The organism is Bradyrhizobium sp. B097 (assembly GCF_038957035.1).
Lineage (GTDB): Bacteria > Pseudomonadota > Alphaproteobacteria > Rhizobiales > Xanthobacteraceae > Bradyrhizobium.
Genome location: NZ_CP152412.1, coordinates 5,993,176 through 6,010,543 on the forward strand (window position 1 = coordinate 5,993,176; position 17,368 = coordinate 6,010,543).

Here is a 17,368-nt window from a genome sequence, read left to right on the forward strand (position 1 = left end):
TCGCGTTCTACATGCGCTTGCACGATTGCCACGGCGGACAGCAGCGGATTCGACCAGCCGCCATAAGCATCGCTAATTCGGAACGCGCGTCGCGATCGCGCGCTATTTCGATTTCGGAGGCGTGTCGTCGTCCATCTTGCCGCCATTGGCGACGCATTTGTTGAAATAGTCGCGCTGGTCCTTCCCACCGCCCCTCACGCTGCCGGAAGCGGGATTGCCGGGCTGCCGCGGTGGAAACGCCCGCGCGACCAAGGCATCGCAGGCGCGTGCGACCTTGGCGTCGATCGCGTGCGCCGGAACGATTGCACAGGACGTGATGATCACGGCTGAAGCGAACGCAAAACCATTGACAACTCTCATTGCCACACTCCGTTCCACGCCGAGCCAGGTTTTTCTCGAGCCGGAATTCGCTAACGAGCGCACTACGTCCGATCGACGTTGTGATAAGCCCGATACCAGGCGACAAATTTGGCAATGCCGTCCTCGATCCGCGTCTGCGGCCGAAAGCCGATTTCACGCTCCAGATCGGAGACATCGGCTGACGTCTCCAGGACATCCCCAGGTTGCATTGGCAACAACTGCTTTTCGGCCTGCCGGCCGAAGCCCTGCTCGAGCAGCGCCACCACATGCATCAGTTCTTCCGGCCTGGAGTTGCCGATATTGTAGACGCGCCAGGGTGCCTTGCTCGAACCCGGATCGGGATGCGCGCCCGACCAGTTGACGTCGCCCTCGGGCGCGCGGCCGATAAGGCGCACCATCGCCTCGACGACATCATCGACATAGGTGAAGTCGCGCCGCATGTTGCCGTTGTTGAACAGCTGAATCGGCTTCCCCTTGGTGATCGCGTCCGCAAACTTATAGAGCGCCATGTCCGGCCGATACCACGCCCCATAGACGGTGAAGAACCGCAGCCCAGTCGTCGGGATGCGATAGAGGTGGCTGTAGGAATGGGCGAGCAGTTCGTTGGCCTTCTTGGTCGCGGCATACAGGCTGACCGGATGATCGACGTTGTCGTGGACCGAGAACGGCAGCTTGGTGTTGGCGCCATAGACCGACGATGACGACGCAAACAGCAGATGGCGGCACGCCGTATGCCGGCAGCCCTCGAGGACGTTGACGAAGCCCTCCAGATTGGAATCCACGTAGGCCTGCGGGTTCTGCAGGGAATAGCGCACGCCGGCCTGGGCAGCGAGATGCACCACGACCTCGAAGCGATAGCGCTCGAACAGCGCCTTCATCCCGGCGCGGTCGGCGAGGTCGAGTTCCAGGAAGGTGAAGCCACGGTGCTGCTTGAGCAGATCGAGCCGCGCCTGCTTGAGCGCCGGATCATAATACTGGTTCAGATTGTCGATGCCGATGACCGGCTGCCCTGCCCGCAGCAAATGCTCCGCCAGATGGAAGCCGATAAAGCCGGCACAGCCCGTGACGAGTAGATTGCCTGCGATCACCACGTTTCGCCTGTGCCTTTCGCCTTGCGCCGGACCAGGCCGCACACGCCGTCAGGTGCGGGCCGCAGCTTCGGCTTGGCGTTGCGGCCGCGGCGCGTCAGTTGCTGGCGGCCGGAGGTTTGTAGTCCGGAAAGCGGCTCAGTACCGCGGCCTTCATGAACTTGAAGTGTGCAATCTCGGTCGCCAATTCCTTCAGCCGACGCTGGCCGTTGGAGATCTCGGCGTCAAACAGGTCTTGATGATAGTTGTCAAGCGCCTCGCGTTCCAGATACTCGTCGGTGCCGTTGCCCAGCGTCACCGCGGCGCGGGCCAGAACATCGTCGACACGGCGGCCAAGGCCGGATTGCTCGCTTTCGGCCGCCTGCAACGCGGCCTCGATCGCGGCCATGATCGATCCGATCCGGGCGCGATCGGTCTCGGCATCGCGTTCGGCCGAACGTGCCTTGAAACCTTCCTCGCTCCGCCGCGACCTGATCAGGTCATGCGCGCGAGCCCGCAAAAACAGCTGAAACATCTGTCAGTATCCGGTTCGGGCCCACTCAGGCAGTATCGCTCAAAGTCGCCCGGTCTTAGTTAAAAAAGAGTGAATTATCCTGTTGCCCGGCCCTCAGATCGGCCTTCCACTTGATCCAGGCCTTGTCGTGCTTGTCATAGAGCTCGACCCACCGTCCCTCGATGGCCGACGGCACCAGCTCCGCATCGTGGACTTCCCCGCCCAGCACCGGCAGGGAGGCGTCCAGTCCCTCGAATTCCGACGTCTCTTCAAGCGTGAGGCCGACCAGCACGCGCCGTCCACTGACATCGACGACATACCGCCTTGGCGAATGCCCCCTGAGATCACTCATGCGTGCAAGTTCCCTCACGATGCGCGGGCCAACGGCAACACCTCGCCGGCACGCGAACCCAGCCCGGCTGCCGCAACGAAGACAAGATGACCGATTGCATGTCGCCCGCCAACCCCAACTCACGCCACTGTCGCGCTACCTCTGCCGAGCTAGCCCGCTAGAACGCGCGGCGCATGTGGCCGAATGCCGTGAGCGGCTGTTCCCGCCTCGCCGATTTGGCGGCTGGCGGCGCCACGTAGGGCGCATAGATCCGATATTGCGCGCGGCGCTTGTGCGATCGCCACGCGCGCGCGGCGAAACCGGAGAAGAAGCCGGCGACGAACGCCGCCGCAAGGCTGAGAACGGGAGAAAGCATCACAGTCGTCCATGTTAGATCGGATGTTATTAACATTCGGAGTTGTGACGACATCATGATTGCGCGCGCCGAAAGAATGTTCAGCCGCTGGAATTTTTTGTGCAATCGAACGGCGCAACAATGATCGGGCGCCCACATCGGTTGTTCTCGCGCGCGAGGCGCCCTCAGGAGAACCACCACAGCATGAATTTCAGGAACATCGAGCTGAGCAGATAAATCCACCCCGCCATCGCCAGCAGCGTCAGTCCGACGAAGGCGCCTGAAACGCTTTTCTCCTTGAGACGCGCCAACAGCGAGTTTTTTTCTTCTTGCGGATAGAACATCTCAAGCTCAAGACGCATCTGATTCAAATCAGCTAGCAGCCAATTTCGATGATCTCATGACGCGTCACGGCAGCAATTCGCTTCGCCGTCACAGATCTCGGCTGCAAAATCTCGTGAACGCGCGGGCCGTCGACGACGATTCCTGGCTCACGTGCTGGCTGACAAAGTCTCGGCTGACAAAGTCTTGGCTCAAGAAAATTCCGCGTGACATGGTCAGCGATCGGCTCCCGCGACCTCAGCAGTCCGCGCGCCGGAATTTTCAGTTGCGTGATATTGCGTTCTGCGCCGCGGATGCGCGTCGCGCGTCAAACCGACCGTCGAGCCGGCGAATGCCGTGCGACCGCGTGCGCGATGGCGGTGGCGAGATGCAGGCGTGACCGACCGCACACCCCGCAAGCGTATGGTGGCCGCTCTGCTTGTATCTCAGTTTAACAATCAAGACCTCGCATGCGGGAGACCGCGATCGCAGCGTCACACCCGGAAAAAGGCGAACCGGACCATTCCGGGGATCAAGACTGCGAGCCCGGTCGAGGCCGTGAGCAGCGCGAGAACTGAAGGTGCGGGCTCGGCCTGGCGCGCCTCGGTCGGGGTTTCGATGATCCGACCGGGTCGTACCTCCGCCATGGCGACCTCTTTGGTTAAGTGCCTGAAATTCCGGCGGTTGCCGCCCCCTTCTGAAGGCCAACGCGCGCTTCGGAGTGAGGTTCCGGGCCGCTTGACGGCTGTCCAATGGCCATTGCCGCCGCAGCGTCAAACGGGCGCAGGCTTGGGGCCACGGTTAACGCCGTTGCCAGATTCACCGGGCCGCGTTGTTTCAAACCGGGGTTCCCGGTGTTATCCTCGATCGTTCCGTCGGTTGCGTAATCGGAGTTTTCCCTATGGCCCCCCGCGCCAACTGGAAGGGCTTTTTGCGCCTTTCGCTCGTGACTTGCCCGGTTGCCCTGTACCCGGCGACGTCGGATACCGAGAAGGTCTCCTTCAACCAGATCAACCGCAAGACCGGCCACCGGATCAAATACGCCAAGGTCGATGCGGAGACCGGCGAGGAAGTCTCCACCGACGACATCATGAAGGGCTACAAGGTCGACACCGACACCTATATCGAGGTCACCAAGGAAGAGCTCGACGACATCGCGCTGGATTCGACCCGCACCATCGAGATCGACGAATTCGTGCCGCGCAGCGAGATCGACAGCCGCTATCTGATCCGCCCTTATTATCTCGTTCCCGACGGCAAGGTCGGCCACGACGCCTTCGCGGTGATCCGCGAGACCATCCGCAGTATGGACAAGGTCGCGATCGGCCGCGTGGTGCTGACCAACCGCGAGCACATCATCGCGCTCGAGCCGCTCGACAACGGGCTGATGGGCACGCTGTTGCGTTACCCCTATGAGGTGCGCAGCGAGAAGGAATATTTCGACGACATCCAGGATGTGAAGATCACCAAGGATATGCTCGATCTCGCCAAGCACATCGTCGAGCAGAAGTCCGCCGAGTTCGATCCGGAGGATTTCGAGGATCGCTACGAGCAGGCGTTGATCGACCTGATCAACCAGAAGCGCAACGGCATCAAGATCGCCAAGCCCGCGGCGAAGACGGGCGGCAATGTCATCAACCTGATGGACGCGCTGAAGAAGAGCCTCGTCAACGAGAAGCAGGCAGCTCCCGCCAAGGCCGAGGTAAAGGCGGCGAAAGGCAAGAAGCCGAAGAAGCGCATCGAGGGCCAGCGCGAGATGCTGCTGCCGATCTCGGGCAGCGGCAAGCGCGAGCCCAAGGAGGCCGTCAAGCCCGAGCCGAAGAAGGCCGAGAAGCCGGCGCGTACGCAAGGCACCGCGGCGCGGAAGAAGGCGGGCTGAGGTCGCGGCGCTGCCGCAGGCGACCGGCTAGACCATGAAGCTATCGGAGGACGCCCAGCAGACGGCGCGCTGGCAGTTCCGGTTGAGCATCTGATCAAGGCGGAGAACGAGGTGCCGGCGGGCCGATGTTCGCGCGCAGCGCGATGTTTCGCGCGTTGAATGGAGACGGCGGAGGCGACTGAATCAGAAGGTGTGAAGCGTGTCCGGTGGCGCTTACTTGAATGCCGAACTGACGGCGGTGAATTGGCCGCTCACGGTGGTGCCGATGCCTCTGACGCCGGCGACGATCACGATGCTGATGCCGCCGGCAATGATGGCGTATTCGATCGCCGTAGCCCCGACGTCATCGCGCAGAAATCTTGCAAGCAACGCGCGCATGAAAAGCTCCTGTCCGACGCCCGCGGCTTTTTCTCCCGCGCCGTAGTAATATTCCAGCAAAACTAGGCCACATTGGTTGACGGCGCATTGATGGACAGGATGAACGATCGCTTAAGGGTTGCAGTGAAACTCGCTGCTAGTTCTGCCTGTACCCCGTCCTCGCCGCGCGAGGCGGCAAGCCGCGATTGGGCGTAAACGCATATCAGGGCTACCTGATCCGGCCCCGGCGGCGCTTTACCCTCGCGGCGGAATCCTGTTCCTTTATCGGACAGGACGACAACGAGGCCGGAACGAACCGGCCGCATCCAAAGGGAGTGACCGTCATGAAGCTCGGCACCGCGATCGCGGAAATCATGAAGCGCGAGGGGATCGAGATCCTCACGGGCTACCCGGTCAACCATTTGATCGAATACGCCGCCAGTGCCGACATCCGCCCCGTGATGGTGCGCCAGGAGCGCATCGGCGTGCACATGGCGGACGCGATCTCGCGCGTCACCTCAGGCGAGAAGATCGGCGCGTTCTGCATGCAGCACGGACCAGGCGCCGAGAACGCGATGGGCGGCGTCGCGCAGTGCTACGGCGAATCCGTACCCGTCCTGGTGCTGCCGATGGGTTATGCGCGCCGGCTTGCCAACATCGATCCGAACTTCAATTCCAGCCAGGCGATGAAGGCGTTCTCGAAATCCTCGGAGCCGATCAACATCGCCGCCGAAGTCTGCAACATCTTCCGCCGCGCCTTCACCAGATTGAAGAACGGCCGCGGCGGGCCTGTGATCGTCGAGATCCCCGCCGACATGTGGAACGAGGAGGTGCCGGAGCCGCTGAACTACACGCCGGTGCTGCGCACCCGCACCGGCGCCGATCCCGTTCACGTGAGGGAAGCCGCAACCCTCCTCGTCAACGCCAAGCGTCCAGTGATCTATGCCGGCCAGGGCGTGCATTACGCAAAAGCCTGGCCGCAGCTGAAGCGGCTCGCCGAGCGGCTCGCGATCCCCGTCACCACGAGCCTCGGCGGCAAGTCGTCATTTCCGGAGACGCATCCGCTGTCGCTCGGCTCCGGCGGCCTTGCCGTGCCACGTGCGGTGCCGAAATTCCTCACTGAGGCCGACGTGATCTTCGGCATCGGCTGCTCCTTCACCGAAACCTCGTTCGGCATCGCGATGCCGAAGGGCAAGACCATCATCCATTCGACGCTCGATCCGAACCACATCAACAAGGATGTCGAGGCCAGGATCGGGCTCGTCGGCGACGCCGGCCTCGTGCTCGACGCGCTACTGGAGGAGATCGGCAAGACCGTGACCGCGGATCGTAACGCCAGCGCGGTCACTGAAGAGATCGCCGCTTCCCACAATGAATGGCTCGCCAAATGGATGCCGAAGCTCACGCATAACGATGCGCCGCTCAATCCCTACCGCGTGCTGTGGGACCTGCAGCACACCGTCGACATCCACAACACCATCATCACCCACGACGCGGGCAGCCCGCGCGATCAGCTGTCGCCGTTCTGGAAATCGGTCGAGCCGCTGTCCTATATCGGCTGGGGCAAGACCACGCAGCTCGGCTATGGTCTCGGCCTCGCGATGGGCGCCAGGCTGGCAAAACCGGACAAGCTCTGCATCAATGTCTGGGGCGACGCCGCGATCGGTTTCACGGGGATGGATTTCGAGACCGCGGTGCGCGAGAGGATTCCGATCATGTCGATCCTGCTCAACAATTTCTCGATGGCAATCGAATTGAAGGTGATGCCGATCTCGACCGAGAAATACCGTTCGACCGATATCTCCGGCGACTACGCCGCGATGGCGCGGGCCTTCGGCGGCTATGGCGAGCGGGTGACCAAGCCCGAAGACATCATCCCCGCGATCAAGCGCGGCATCCAGAAGACCAGGGAAGGCGTGCCGGTGCTGCTGGAATTCATCACCAGCAAGGAGACCGAGGTGTCGCGGCCGGGGACGTGAGGGACCTCACACGCCCTCACCCACTTGATTTGACCTCGCGTGCGCAGGCAAGCTCCCTCCGACCCGAGATCGGAGGAAGAGATGGCGCGCATCCTGGTGCTGGGGGCCGGCTTTGCCGGGCTGTGGGCGGCGCTTGGTGCGGCCCGCAAGCGCGACGAGATCGGCGCGCGGGCGGCGGACACCGAGATTCTGGTGATCGATCGCAACGCCTATCACAACATCCGGGTGCGCAATTACGAGGTCGATCTCGGCGACGTCGCGCTGCCGCTCAAGGGCCTGCTCGATCCGGTCGGCGTCAGGCATTGGGTGGCTGACGTCACGGCGATCGATCCGGCCAAGCGCGAGGTCGCCGTCAAGACAGGCTCCGGCGCGGAGACACTGAGCTATGATCGGCTGGTGCTGACGACCGGCAGCGAGCTGGTCCGCCCCGCGATATCGGGCCTTGCCGCGCATGGCTTCGACGTCGACACCTTTGAGGCGGCGATGCGGCTCGACACGCATCTGGCGGCGCTCGGCAAGCAGCCGCCCTCGCCGGCACGTGCGACGGTGGCGGTGGTCGGCGCCGGTTTCACCGGGATCGAGGTTGCGGCCGAGATGCCGGCCAAGCTCGCGCACGCCGGGATCGCCGGCGATCGCCGCATCATCCTGATCGATCCCAATCCGGTGGTCGGCGCGACGTTCGGCGCGCATGGCCGCCCGGTCATCAACGAGGCGCTGGCCGCGCTCGGCGTCGAGACGCGGCTGAACGTCAGGGTCAGCGCCGTCGGCGCGGGCAGCATCACGCTTGATAGCGGCGAGATCATTCCGGCCGCGACTGTAGTGTGGTGCGGTGGCATGCGCGCGAGCCCCCTCGCCGCGATGCTGGCGGTGAAGCGCGACAGGCTTGGCCGCATCCCGGTGGATCATTACATGCGCGCCGAGGGCCTCAATGGCGTGTTCGCCGCCGGCGACGTCGCCGCCTGCCTGATCGACGGCGAGCATCCGACCGTGATGTCGTGCCAGTTCGCGCGGCCGATGGGCCGGTTTGCCGGGCACAATGTGGTTGCGGATCTGTTCGGCGAAAGACTGCTGCCGCTCACTATCGATTGGTACGTGACGGTGCTCGATCTCGGCGGCTGGGGCGCGCTCTACACCACCGGCTGGGACCGCGAGGTGCACACCACGGGCGCCGCCGCCAAGCTCACCAAGCAGACCATCAACCAGCAGCGCATCTATCCGCCGCGCAACGGCGACCGCGCCGCACTGCTTGCGGCCGCCGCGCCGACGATCCAGACGGCACCGCCGACGCGGAAGTAGTAGTTGGCTCGTCTCGACCCCTCTTCGCCGTCATTGCGAGGAGCGAAGCGATGAAGCAATCCATCTATCCCCGAGTGGAATGATGGATTGCTTCGCTTCGCTCGCAATGACGGGGCTTTGGGCTTGGCGTTACTGCGACAACTTCACGAAATCCGGAAACTTCAGCTTCCCTTCCGCGATCGCCTTCGGCCAGACCGTGATCTGCTTGCCGCCCTGCCACTGGAACACGAGGCCGGTGACAGCACCCGGGCCGGACTTGATGCCGTGGGTGAACTCGTCGTTCTTGCCGTAGAACTGGATCTTGCCGATCGTGCCGTCGAAGTCGGTCTTCTCGAGCTCGGTGACCATCTTGTCCGGATCGGTCGAGCCGGCGCGCTGGATCGCTTCCGCAATGATGTAGACCTCGTCATAGGCGGTGTAGCCGGTATAGGCCGGCGGCGTGCCGAACTTGGCCTTGAAGGCGGCCGCGAACGGCTTTGTCTTCGGCGTCACCGCGACGTCGGGCGTCGCCACCGCGAGCGAGGGCACGCCTTCGGCCGCGCCGTTGGTGTCGCCCCAGAAGGTCGGGCTCAGCGCCTGCGCGCTGATGCCGAACATCGGGATCGGCACCTGCTGGTTCTTCCACTGCACCGTCGGCTGCACGCCGACATGGGAGATGCCGGTGACGATCACGTCGGGCTTGGCGGCTTCCATCTTGTTGAAGATCGGCGTGAAGTCGGTGGTGTCGGGCGAGAAGCGGATGTGCTCGACGACCTTCAGGCCGGCCTTGGGCAGGCAGGCCTCGTAGCCGATGTCGAGCGGCTTGGTCCAGGCCGCGTCCTCGCTCATGATCGCCACCGACTTGAACTTGAGCTGGTCGACCAAGAGCTCCTTGGCCGCGTCGCAGACGAGCTGCGCCTGCGCGGCCGAGGTCAGGTAACCGTGGAAGGTGTACTTGTTCTTCTCATAGTCGTTGTGGATCGCCTTGGTGATCTCGTTCGAGGCGGCGCCAGGCGTGATCAGCGGCATCTTCAGCCGCGAGGCCCACGGCTCCAGCGCCAGCACGACCTCGCTGATGTAGCTCGCGATCACGGCCGAAACCTTGTCCTCGCTGACCGCGCGCTGAAACGCGCGCACCGAATCCGCCGACGAGCTCTTGTTGTCGTAGGTGACGATCTCGATCTTGCGGCCCAGCACACCGCCCTTGGCGTTGATCTCGTCGGCAGCGATCTGCGCGCCGCCCGGGGTTGCCGCGCCCGCGATCGACTGCACCTCGGCGATGATTCCGATCTTGATCGGGTCCTTGGACTGCGCATAGGCCGGCGCCGCGAGGCACAGCGCGAGCGCCGAGGCCAACAGGCTCACGCGGGTGGCGGTTGAATATGCTGGCATCATGATCTCCCTTGCTTGTTTTGTTATTTCTTCAAACTTTGAGCGTCAGAGAAAGTCCTTGCCGGCCTCCGCGGCGAACCGGCCCGGATCGCCTTCCCAGACGATCCGCGCGTGCTCCAGCACATAGACGCGGTCGGCATGGGGAAGCGCGAAGGTCACGTTCTGCTCGCCGAGCAGCACCGTGATCTTGGTGGTCTGGCGCAGCTTCTCCAGCGCCTTCGACAACAGTTCGAGGATGACCGGCGCGAGGCCCAACGTCGGCTCGTCGAGGATCAGGATCTGCGGCTGCATCATCAGCGCGCGGCCGATCGCCAGCATCTGCTGCTCGCCGCCGGACAGCGTCTGCGCCATCTGGCCCTGGCGCTCCTTCAGGATCGGAAACAGTTCGAACAGCCAGGCGAGTTGCTTCGCCCGCGCTGCATCGTCCAGATGCTGGCCGCCGAGGTCGAGGTTCTCCCGCACCGTCATCTCGCCGAACAATTCGCGCGATTCCGGACACTGCACCAGGCCCGAGCGGGCGATCTTGGCAGGTCCCGTTCCGCGCAGCTTCTCGCCGCCGCGCAAGATCTCGCCGGTATAGGGCAGGAAGCCCGAGATGGTGTTGAACAGCGTGGTCTTGCCGGCGCCGTTGAGGCCGACGATCGAGACGAACTCGCCCTCATGGACGTGGATCGAGACGTTCTCCAGCGCCTGCGCCTTGCCGTAATGCACGCTGACATTCTCGACCTGCAGCAGCGGCACCTTGTCCTTGAACGAGGTCTCGGGCCGCGCATGGGTCTCGATCGCGCCGCCGAGATAGACCCGCCGCACGGTCTCGTTCTTCATCACGTCCTCGGCGCGGCCGGTCGTGATCTCCTCGCCGAGATACATCGCGAGCACGCGGTCGACCAGCGCCGCGACGCTCTTGACGTTGTGGTCGACCAGCATCACCGCGCGTCCCTCGTCGCGGAAGCTGCGGATCAATTGCGAGAACACGCCGACCTCGGTGCTGGTCAGCCCGGCAAACGGCTCGTCGACGAGCACCACCTTCGGGTCGCGCGCGATTGCTTTCGCCAGCTCAAGCCGGCGCAGATCGGCGAATGGCAGCGTCGGCGGGCGGCGGTCCATCACCGCCCCGAGGCCGACGCGCTCGGCGATCCACCTGGCGCGCTCGGTCAGTGCCTTGTCGGGAAACAGCATGAACAGGCTGTCGGGCAACAGCGCGACCATGATGTTCTCGAGCACGGTCTGCCGGTTCAGCGGCCGCGAGTGCTGGAACACCATGCCAAAGCCCTTGCGCGCGATCTTGTGCGCAGGCAGCCCGGCGACGTTCTCGCCCTCGAACAGCACCTCGCCCATGGTCGGGCGCTCGATGCCCATCACGCTCTTCATCGCGGTCGACTTGCCCGAGCCGTTCGGCCCGATCAGGCCGAGGATCTCACCGGTGCGCAGCTCGAAGCTCAGATTCTTCACCGCGGTCAGGCCGCCGAACCGCTTGGTCAGGCCGCGAACTGCAAGTGTCGGAGTAGTAGTCACGGTCTGATCCATTTAGGAGCGCGCCTCGCGTGACAGGGCCGCTCCGAGGAAACCGCCGGGGAAGAACAGCACGACGAGCAGCGCCACCGCCGAGACGATGAAGGTTGCGAGTTCGCCGGTCGGACGCAGGAATTCGCCGGCCACGATCAGGAAGATCGCACCTAGCGCCGCACCGAGCACGGTGCGCCGTCCGCCGAGCACGGCGGAGACGATGACGTTCACGCCGACCGCGACGTCGACCACGGTGCCGACCGAAGCGGTGCCGAAGTAGAACACCAGGAGCGCCCCCGACAGTCCCGAGAAGAACGCGCTGACGATGAAGGCCGCGAGCTTGTGCTTGACGATGTTGAAGCCGAGCGCGCCGGCCTGCACCGGGTCCTGCCCGCTTGCCTGCAGCACGAGTCCAACCGGCGATTGCGACAGTCCGTACAGGATCGCGGCGCTCACGGTCATGAAGCCGAGCGCGATCCAGTAATTGGCGCCGGCATTGATGGTGATGACATCGGGGATTGTGAGCCCGATCTCGCCACCGGTCAGATCGGCGAACACCACGATGAAGTTCTGCAGCATCAGCACCGCGACCAGCGTGGTCAGGCCGAAATACGGTCCCCTCACCCGCAGCGCCGGCAGCGCCAGCACGAAGCCCGCGACAACCGAGGCCAGCGCGCCGAGCAGGATGCAGACATAGACCGACCAGCCGAACTGGTTGTTGAGGATCCCTGCGGTGTAGGCGCCGGTGCCGATCAGGAAGGTCGGCCCGAAATTGACCTCGCCGGCGAAGCCGAACAGCAGGTCCCAGGCCATCGCGAACACGCCGAAATAGAATGCGACGGTGAGCAGCCCGAGGATGTAGCCCGAGACGTAGAGCGGCAGCGTCGCGGCAACCACCACGCAGACCAGCGATATGAAGAACAGGCGCGAGGTAAAGAAGTTGGCCATCTCAGCGCCTCCCCAAGAGGCCCTGGGGCCGGATATACATCACGAACACCAACAGCAGCAGCGCCGGGATGGTGCGGTAGGCCGGCGAGATCATGTAAGCCGTGATGGTCTCGAGATAGCCGACGACGAAGGCCGCAATCAGCGAGCCGGAGACGCTGCCGAGGCCGCCGAGCACCACGATCGAGAACGCGCTCGCTGTCAGCGGTCCGACGCTGTAGGAGCTGACGCCGAGGAACATGCCGAGCAGCACGCCGGCAATGCCGGCCAGGATGCCGTAGATGCCCCACACCACGATGTAGATCTGGGTGAGCTCAAGCCCGAGCAAGGTGACGCCGCGCGGGTTCATCGACGCCGCCAGCACGGCCTTGCCGGTGCGGGTGCGGTTCACCAAGAGCCAGAGCAGGCCGATCACGAGGCAGCACACCAGCGCGGTGAAGATATTGTTGCGCGGCGTGCGGTTGCCGAAGATATCGACGACGCCCTCCACGATCGGCAGCACCGTCTTGGCATTGTTGGTGAAGAAATAGGCGATCAGCTCCTGGATCATGATGCCCCACAGCAGGGTGCCGGTGAGGACGAAGATTTCCTTCTCCTCATTGGGGATCCGCCTCGAGTTCTGGATCGGCTTCACGACCGCGAAATAGGTCGCGAACGCCATGATCAGCGCCACACCGACACCGAACAACGCGCCGGAGTAGATGTCGAGGTGCAGCACGCTGGCCGCGGCCCAGGCCGCGACCGCTGCGGCCACCATGATGGCACCGTGGGAGAGGTTGAGGACGCCGGAGACACCGAAGATCAGGGTGAAGCCGGTGGCACCGAGCGCATAGAGCGCACTGATGGCGAAGCCATCGATCAGGATTTGTAGGGCAAGCATCTCAAATCGGCCGCGGCAGCAGGGCTGCCTGTTGTGGAGGACGCGGAACTGAATACGGATGCTCCCGGGACCGGCCCGGGAGCATGATCATCGGTCAGTTCGTGGTGAGCTTGATGAAGCTCGGGAACTTGAGATCGCTCTTGGCGACCTCCTTCGGCCAGACCGCGACCTGCTTGCCGCCCTGCCACTGCAGCATCAGTCCGGTGATCAGGCCCTTGCCGTACTTGATCGAATGGGTGAAGGGATCGTCCTTGCCGTAGAACTGGACGCGTCCGATGGTTCCTTCCCAATCGGTCTTCTCCAGCGCATCGACCATCTTGTCGGCCTCGATCGAGCCGGCGCGCTTCACCGCATCCGCGATGTAGTAGACCTCGTCATAGGCGGTGTAGCCCGCATAGGACGGATAGTTGCCGTAGCGCTTCTTGAAATCCTCCGCAAACGGCACCGACTTCGGCGTCACCGCGACGTTCGGGCCCGACACGCCCTGATACAGCACGCCTTCCGCCGCGTCGTTGGTGTCCTTGCCGAAGGTCTCGTTGGTCGCCTGCGAGGAAATGCCGAACATCGGGATCGGCACCTGCTGGTTCTTCCACTGCACCGTCGGCTGCACGCCGACATGCGAGATGCCGGTGATGATGACGTCGGGCTTGGCGGCTTCGACCTTGTTGAAGATCGGCGTGAAATCGGTGGTGTCGGGCGAGAAGCGGATATGGTCGACGACCTTGAGCCCGATCTTGGGCAGACACTCCTCGTAGCCGACGTCGAGCGGCTTGGTCCACGCCGCGTCCTCGCTCATGATGACCGCGGTCTTCATGTGCTTCTGATCGACCAGCAGCTCCTTGGCGGCATCGCAGACCGACAGCGCCAGCGCCGCCGAGGTCAGGTAGCCGTGGAAGGTGTACTTGTTCTTCTCGTAGTCGGCGTGGACGCTCTTGCTGATCTCGTTGGAGGCCGCCCCGGGCGTGATGAACGGGGTCTTCAGGCGCGAAGCCCAGGGCTCGAGCGCCAGCACGACTTCGCTGATGTAGCTCGAGATGACGACATTGACCTTGTCTTCGTTGACCGCGCGCTGGAACGCACGCACCGAGTCCGCCGAGGACGAGTGATTGTCGTAAGAGACGATCTCGATCTTGCGGCCGTCGATGCCGCCCTTGGCGTTGATCTCGTCGGCGGCGAGCTGCGCCGCCTGCGGGATCGACGCCCCGGCAATCGCCTGCGCTTCGGCGATCACACCGATCTTGAGGGTGTCAGCCGCCAGCGCTCCGCCGGGCGCGAGCGCCACAAGGCCCAACACGGCCGCTCCAGCAAGTTGCTGCATCGCATGAACAGGCAGTCGCGAAGTCTTTTTCACCCTGTTTCTCTCCTCTTTTTGTTCGGCTGCTTCGAGCTCTTGGGGCCGGACTATAGCTGCGACAAAATGCGCAGCAAGTGAAACTGCGCGCAGATCGCCATGCGTGGACGACAACTAAAGTAGTGGGTCGGCGCTCACCGGCTGAATAAATTTGAGGCAGCGCGGGAATAAAAGCGCGGGCCTGCGCCCCCTTCCAAGTGGGAGGGCGAACGAGATGCAAGACTCGGACAATTCATGTCGCGAGAATGCCGAAGTATGAATCACGATTGGTCCAACACATTCGGCGTCGTCCTGGCGAACGCCAGGACGACATCGGGGGCTACCGCCCTACTCCGCCATCTCGACCGGCTGCGCGGCCGGACCGGCGAGCGGGCGCTCTTCCATCGTGATCATGCAGACAGACGCGGTGGTCAGCAGCACGGCAGCGGCACCGAACACGTAGCGGAACGCGGTGATCATGTCGGCCATCGGGATCGCGCCGACGGTGCCGGCGGACGCGGCATGATGCTCGCCGGCGAGCGAGATATCGGTCCCGAGCGTCATCAGCAGGATCGTGGTGAAGGCGGCGACCGTGAAGGACGCCATCATCGCGCGGAAGAAGTTCATCGCGCCGGTCACGGTGCCGACCTGCGGACGCGCCACCGCGTTCTGCAGCGACACCACGCTGATCGGGAATGTGGTGCCGAGCCCGAGCGCGAACACGCTCATCAACAGCAGCAATCCCCACAGCGGCAACGTCGTCACGGCCATGCCGACGGCGCAGATCGCGGCCACCGAGGTGCCGACGATCGCGACACGCTTGTAGTGCTTGGCCTTCGCCATGGTCCGGCCGGCGATCGCAGCACCGAAGGTCGAGATCGCCGCGAGCGGGATCAGCGCAAGGCCGGCCTCGCTGGCGGTGAGGTGATAGACCACCTCGTAATAGAGCGGCAGGTGCACGGTGAGCCCGACCATGGCGCCGAGCGCACAGCCGCCCGCCCCCATTGCGAACGGCACCACCGAGCCGCCGAGCAGCGACAGCGGCAGGAACGGCTCGTCGGCGCGGCGCGCGTGCCAGACGAAGGCGCCGGCGAGCGCGATCGAGGCGCCGATCATGGCGGTAATGGTCGGCGACAGCCAGGACAGACGGGTGCCGCCCCAGGTCAGCACCAGCATCAGCACGACGGCCGAGGCCATCAGCAGCACGCCGCCGAGCCAGTCGACCTTGCGCTTGCGGTGGAACACCGGGATCTTGCTCATCTTCGGCAGCAGCAGCGCCAGCGCCGCCGCCGCGAGCGGCAGGTTGATCCAGAAGATCATCGACCAATGCAGATGCTCGGCGAACACGCCGCCGACCACCGGACCGAGAATGCCGCCGGCCATCCAGACGCTGGAGAAATAGGCCTGATAGCGGCCGCGCTCGCGCGGGGTCACCACGTCGGAGATCACGGTCTGGACCACGGGCATGATGCCGCCGCCGCCGAGCCCCTGCAGACCGCGGGCAATGATCAGCGTGGTCATGCTGGGCGCGATCGCGCACAGCACCGAGCCAACCACGAACAGGCTCAGCGAGGTGATGATCATGACGCGGCGGCCATAAATGTCGCTCAGCGTGCCGAACACCGGCGCCACCGCGGTGGAGGCGAGCAGATAGGCCGTGATCACCCAGGACAGATTGGTGACGTCGTGAAACTGGCGCCCGATCGTCGGCAGCGCGGTCGCGACGATGGTCTGGTCGAGCGCGGCCAGGAACATCGTCAGCATCAGGCTGATCACGATGGTGCGGACTTCGTCTGGATTGAGCGGGGCCGGCGGCGCCAGCGGCGGCGCGTCGCTGAGTTCGATCACCTCGCTCGGGAGATGAGACAGCTCTGCGGCAATGTCGTCAGGCAATGTCTCTTGGTCGGCAGGAATCCGGCTCTGCCGTTCATACTTGTTCATTTGGGGCGTAATGCTGCTGCGCGGGCGCGTGCCGCGATGGAATCATTCTCTGATCCGCAATTTATGCAGCAATTCGCTGCTGAGGCAGGCACCTCAGCGCATGGGTGCATCCCGCCGCGGCCTTCTCGCGATGACGTGATCGCGGACGCCGTGGCGACGTCACCCTTTGGTCGTCTTGTCGAGCACCTGGGGCCGCTTCTTCAATTGCGCCCGCTTCGGCAGCAGGGCCGGCCACCGCACGATGTGATCCTCGAGATCGGCGGCGTTGACGTCGAGTTCGGTGCCTTCCACCCGGCCGCGTACCGAGACCCCGGCTTCATGCACGGTGTTGGGATCGCCGGAGATCAGGGGATGCCACCAGTAGAGGTCCCGCCCCTCGGCCACGAGCCGGTAGCCGCAGCTCGGCGGCAGCCAGTTCAGCGTCCTGACGTTCTCGGGTGTCAGGCGGACGCAATCCGGAACCTGGTCGGAGCGGTTCGGGTAGTCCTTGCAGCTGCACAGGCCGGAATCGAGCAGCTTGCAGGAGATATGGGTGAAATAGATCTTGCCAGTGTCCTCGTCCTCGAGCTTCTCCAGACAGCAACGTGCGCAGCCGTCACACAGGCTTTCCCATTCGGCGTTGGACATTTCTTCCAACGTCTTGGTTTTCCAGAAGAATCCCTCCTGGCCCGACGGGCGCTTGGGCGGTGCGGTCATGATATCCCTGACATAGTGGTAAAGCCCTTCTTGGGACGCCGGCGCTCCCTCCGCAAGGGGGTGATATTGCGGGGTCGAAAAAGCCGGTGGGCAGCGTTAGGGCTTTCATTAAATTCACAAGCCGCGCCATTGGTTTATGGCAGCCGCTCGGATAGAACAACGAACGAGTCCCCAACGACGCAAATGCGCCTTGGGATTGCCGCAACATCGAAGCAAGACGCTGGCCTGTGCCCGTTTCGG

General features: G+C 63.9%; 18 protein-coding genes. 3 read left to right on the plus strand and 15 right to left on the minus strand.

Going from position 1 to position 17,368, the window contains the following annotated elements; all coding sequences use genetic code 11:
* Window positions 1-102: 102 nt before the first annotated feature.
* The 7 genes from AAFG07_RS27995 to AAFG07_RS28025 form a co-directional block, all read right to left on the minus strand.
* The gene (locus tag AAFG07_RS27995) at window positions 103-360 is read right to left on the minus strand and encodes a hypothetical protein (protein WP_342723034.1); all 258 of its coding nucleotides are present in this window, start codon (window positions 358-360) and stop codon (window positions 103-105) included.
* A gap of 62 nt (window positions 361-422) precedes the next feature.
* Entirely contained in the window at window positions 423-1,445 is a 1,023-nt protein-coding gene (locus tag AAFG07_RS28000; RefSeq protein ID WP_342729261.1) for an NAD-dependent epimerase, read from the minus strand.
* 100 nt (window positions 1,446-1,545) lie between these two features.
* Window positions 1,546-1,962: a hypothetical protein gene (locus AAFG07_RS28005; RefSeq protein ID WP_092125202.1), complete on the minus strand. Its 417-nt coding sequence runs from the start codon at window positions 1,960-1,962 to the stop codon at window positions 1,546-1,548.
* A 55-nt stretch (window positions 1,963-2,017) separates the two neighbouring features.
* Window positions 2,018-2,293 carry a hypothetical protein gene (locus tag AAFG07_RS28010; RefSeq protein ID WP_342723035.1) on the minus strand — a complete coding sequence of 92 codons (276 nt, stop codon included), beginning with the start codon at window positions 2,291-2,293 and terminating at the stop codon, window positions 2,018-2,020.
* Between the two features lie 157 nt (window positions 2,294-2,450).
* On the minus strand, window positions 2,451-2,648 hold the full coding sequence (locus AAFG07_RS28015) for a hypothetical protein (RefSeq protein WP_342723036.1): 198 nt from the start codon (window positions 2,646-2,648) through the stop codon (window positions 2,451-2,453).
* A 164-nt stretch (window positions 2,649-2,812) separates the two neighbouring features.
* The gene (locus tag AAFG07_RS28020) at window positions 2,813-2,971 is read right to left on the minus strand and encodes a hypothetical protein (RefSeq protein WP_171948113.1); all 159 of its coding nucleotides are present in this window, start codon (window positions 2,969-2,971) and stop codon (window positions 2,813-2,815) included.
* A gap of 471 nt (window positions 2,972-3,442) precedes the next feature.
* A complete protein-coding gene (locus AAFG07_RS28025; RefSeq protein ID WP_342723037.1) occupies window positions 3,443-3,595 on the minus strand; it encodes a hypothetical protein in 153 nt (50 codons plus the stop codon).
* Between the two features lie 254 nt (window positions 3,596-3,849).
* Here AAFG07_RS28025 and AAFG07_RS28030 point away from each other — a divergent pair, with 254 nt between their 5' ends.
* A complete protein-coding gene (locus AAFG07_RS28030; RefSeq protein ID WP_342723038.1) occupies window positions 3,850-4,827 on the plus strand; it encodes a Ku protein in 978 nt (325 codons plus the stop codon).
* Window positions 4,828-5,040: 213 nt separating this feature from the next.
* Here AAFG07_RS28030 and AAFG07_RS28035 read toward each other — a convergent pair whose 3' ends face one another.
* Window positions 5,041-5,205, minus strand: coding sequence for a Flp family type IVb pilin (locus AAFG07_RS28035; RefSeq protein ID WP_092127042.1), 165 nt, complete (start codon window positions 5,203-5,205; stop codon window positions 5,041-5,043).
* Window positions 5,206-5,528: 323 nt separating this feature from the next.
* On the opposite strand from AAFG07_RS28035, the gene AAFG07_RS28040 reads away from it, so the two are divergent.
* Both AAFG07_RS28040 and AAFG07_RS28045 read left to right on the plus strand, forming a co-directional pair.
* Entirely contained in the window at window positions 5,529-7,163 is a 1,635-nt protein-coding gene (locus AAFG07_RS28040) for a thiamine pyrophosphate-requiring protein (RefSeq protein ID WP_342723039.1), read from the plus strand.
* A gap of 81 nt (window positions 7,164-7,244) precedes the next feature.
* Complete coding sequence (locus tag AAFG07_RS28045) at window positions 7,245-8,459, plus strand: FAD-dependent oxidoreductase (RefSeq protein ID WP_342723040.1); 1,215 nt, start codon at window positions 7,245-7,247, stop codon at window positions 8,457-8,459.
* A gap of 129 nt (window positions 8,460-8,588) precedes the next feature.
* Here AAFG07_RS28045 and AAFG07_RS28050 read toward each other — a convergent pair whose 3' ends face one another.
* From AAFG07_RS28050 to AAFG07_RS28080, 7 genes are all read right to left on the minus strand, one after another.
* Window positions 8,589-9,833, minus strand: coding sequence for an ABC transporter substrate-binding protein (locus AAFG07_RS28050; RefSeq protein ID WP_342723042.1), 1,245 nt, complete (start codon window positions 9,831-9,833; stop codon window positions 8,589-8,591).
* 42 nt (window positions 9,834-9,875) lie between these two features.
* Window positions 9,876-11,357: an ATP-binding cassette domain-containing protein gene (locus AAFG07_RS28055; RefSeq protein ID WP_342723043.1), complete on the minus strand. Its 1,482-nt coding sequence runs from the start codon at window positions 11,355-11,357 to the stop codon at window positions 9,876-9,878.
* On the minus strand, window positions 11,358-12,284 hold the full coding sequence (locus AAFG07_RS28060; RefSeq protein ID WP_207836524.1) for a branched-chain amino acid ABC transporter permease: 927 nt from the start codon (window positions 12,282-12,284) through the stop codon (window positions 11,358-11,360).
* A 1-nt stretch (window position 12,285) separates the two neighbouring features.
* Window positions 12,286-13,161 carry a branched-chain amino acid ABC transporter permease gene (locus AAFG07_RS28065; protein ID WP_092125194.1) on the minus strand — a complete coding sequence of 292 codons (876 nt, stop codon included), beginning with the start codon at window positions 13,159-13,161 and terminating at the stop codon, window positions 12,286-12,288.
* Window positions 13,162-13,255: 94 nt separating this feature from the next.
* Window positions 13,256-14,479: an ABC transporter substrate-binding protein gene (locus AAFG07_RS28070; RefSeq protein ID WP_342729262.1), complete on the minus strand. Its 1,224-nt coding sequence runs from the start codon at window positions 14,477-14,479 to the stop codon at window positions 13,256-13,258.
* A 360-nt stretch (window positions 14,480-14,839) separates the two neighbouring features.
* Entirely contained in the window at window positions 14,840-16,432 is a 1,593-nt protein-coding gene (locus tag AAFG07_RS28075; RefSeq protein ID WP_342723044.1) for an MDR family MFS transporter, read from the minus strand.
* A 159-nt stretch (window positions 16,433-16,591) separates the two neighbouring features.
* Window positions 16,592-17,128 carry a YcgN family cysteine cluster protein gene (locus AAFG07_RS28080; RefSeq protein WP_342723045.1) on the minus strand — a complete coding sequence of 179 codons (537 nt, stop codon included), beginning with the start codon at window positions 17,126-17,128 and terminating at the stop codon, window positions 16,592-16,594.
* Window positions 17,129-17,368 lie beyond the last annotated feature (240 nt).

Coding starts and splice junctions, on each gene's coding strand:
- AAFG07_RS28010 (WP_342723035.1), bottom strand. CDS start 2,293: ATGAGTGATCTCAGGGGGCATTCGCCAAGGCGGTATGTCGTCGATGTC.
- AAFG07_RS28020 (WP_171948113.1), bottom strand. CDS start 2,971: ATGTTCTATCCGCAAGAAGAAAAAAACTCGCTGTTGGCGCGTCTCAAG.
- AAFG07_RS28055 (WP_342723043.1), bottom strand. CDS start 11,357: ATGGATCAGACCGTGACTACTACTCCGACACTTGCAGTTCGCGGCCTG.
- AAFG07_RS28045 (WP_342723040.1), top strand. CDS start 7,245: ATGGCGCGCATCCTGGTGCTGGGGGCCGGCTTTGCCGGGCTGTGGGCG.
- AAFG07_RS28015 (WP_342723036.1), bottom strand. CDS start 2,648: ATGCTTTCTCCCGTTCTCAGCCTTGCGGCGGCGTTCGTCGCCGGCTTC.
- AAFG07_RS28065 (WP_092125194.1), bottom strand. CDS start 13,161: ATGCTTGCCCTACAAATCCTGATCGATGGCTTCGCCATCAGTGCGCTC.
- AAFG07_RS28060 (WP_207836524.1), bottom strand. CDS start 12,284: ATGGCCAACTTCTTTACCTCGCGCCTGTTCTTCATATCGCTGGTCTGC.
- AAFG07_RS28005 (WP_092125202.1), bottom strand. CDS start 1,962: ATGTTTCAGCTGTTTTTGCGGGCTCGCGCGCATGACCTGATCAGGTCG.
- AAFG07_RS28050 (WP_342723042.1), bottom strand. CDS start 9,833: ATGATGCCAGCATATTCAACCGCCACCCGCGTGAGCCTGTTGGCCTCG.
- AAFG07_RS28070 (WP_342729262.1), bottom strand. CDS start 14,479: ATGCAGCAACTTGCTGGAGCGGCCGTGTTGGGCCTTGTGGCGCTCGCG.
- AAFG07_RS28075 (WP_342723044.1), bottom strand. CDS start 16,432: ATGAACAAGTATGAACGGCAGAGCCGGATTCCTGCCGACCAAGAGACA.
- AAFG07_RS28025 (WP_342723037.1), bottom strand. CDS start 3,595: ATGGCGGAGGTACGACCCGGTCGGATCATCGAAACCCCGACCGAGGCG.
- AAFG07_RS28035 (WP_092127042.1), bottom strand. CDS start 5,205: ATGCGCGCGTTGCTTGCAAGATTTCTGCGCGATGACGTCGGGGCTACG.
- AAFG07_RS28080 (WP_342723045.1), bottom strand. CDS start 17,128: ATGACCGCACCGCCCAAGCGCCCGTCGGGCCAGGAGGGATTCTTCTGG.
- AAFG07_RS28030 (WP_342723038.1), top strand. CDS start 3,850: ATGGCCCCCCGCGCCAACTGGAAGGGCTTTTTGCGCCTTTCGCTCGTG.
- AAFG07_RS27995 (WP_342723034.1), bottom strand. CDS start 360: ATGAGAGTTGTCAATGGTTTTGCGTTCGCTTCAGCCGTGATCATCACG.
- AAFG07_RS28040 (WP_342723039.1), top strand. CDS start 5,529: ATGAAGCTCGGCACCGCGATCGCGGAAATCATGAAGCGCGAGGGGATC.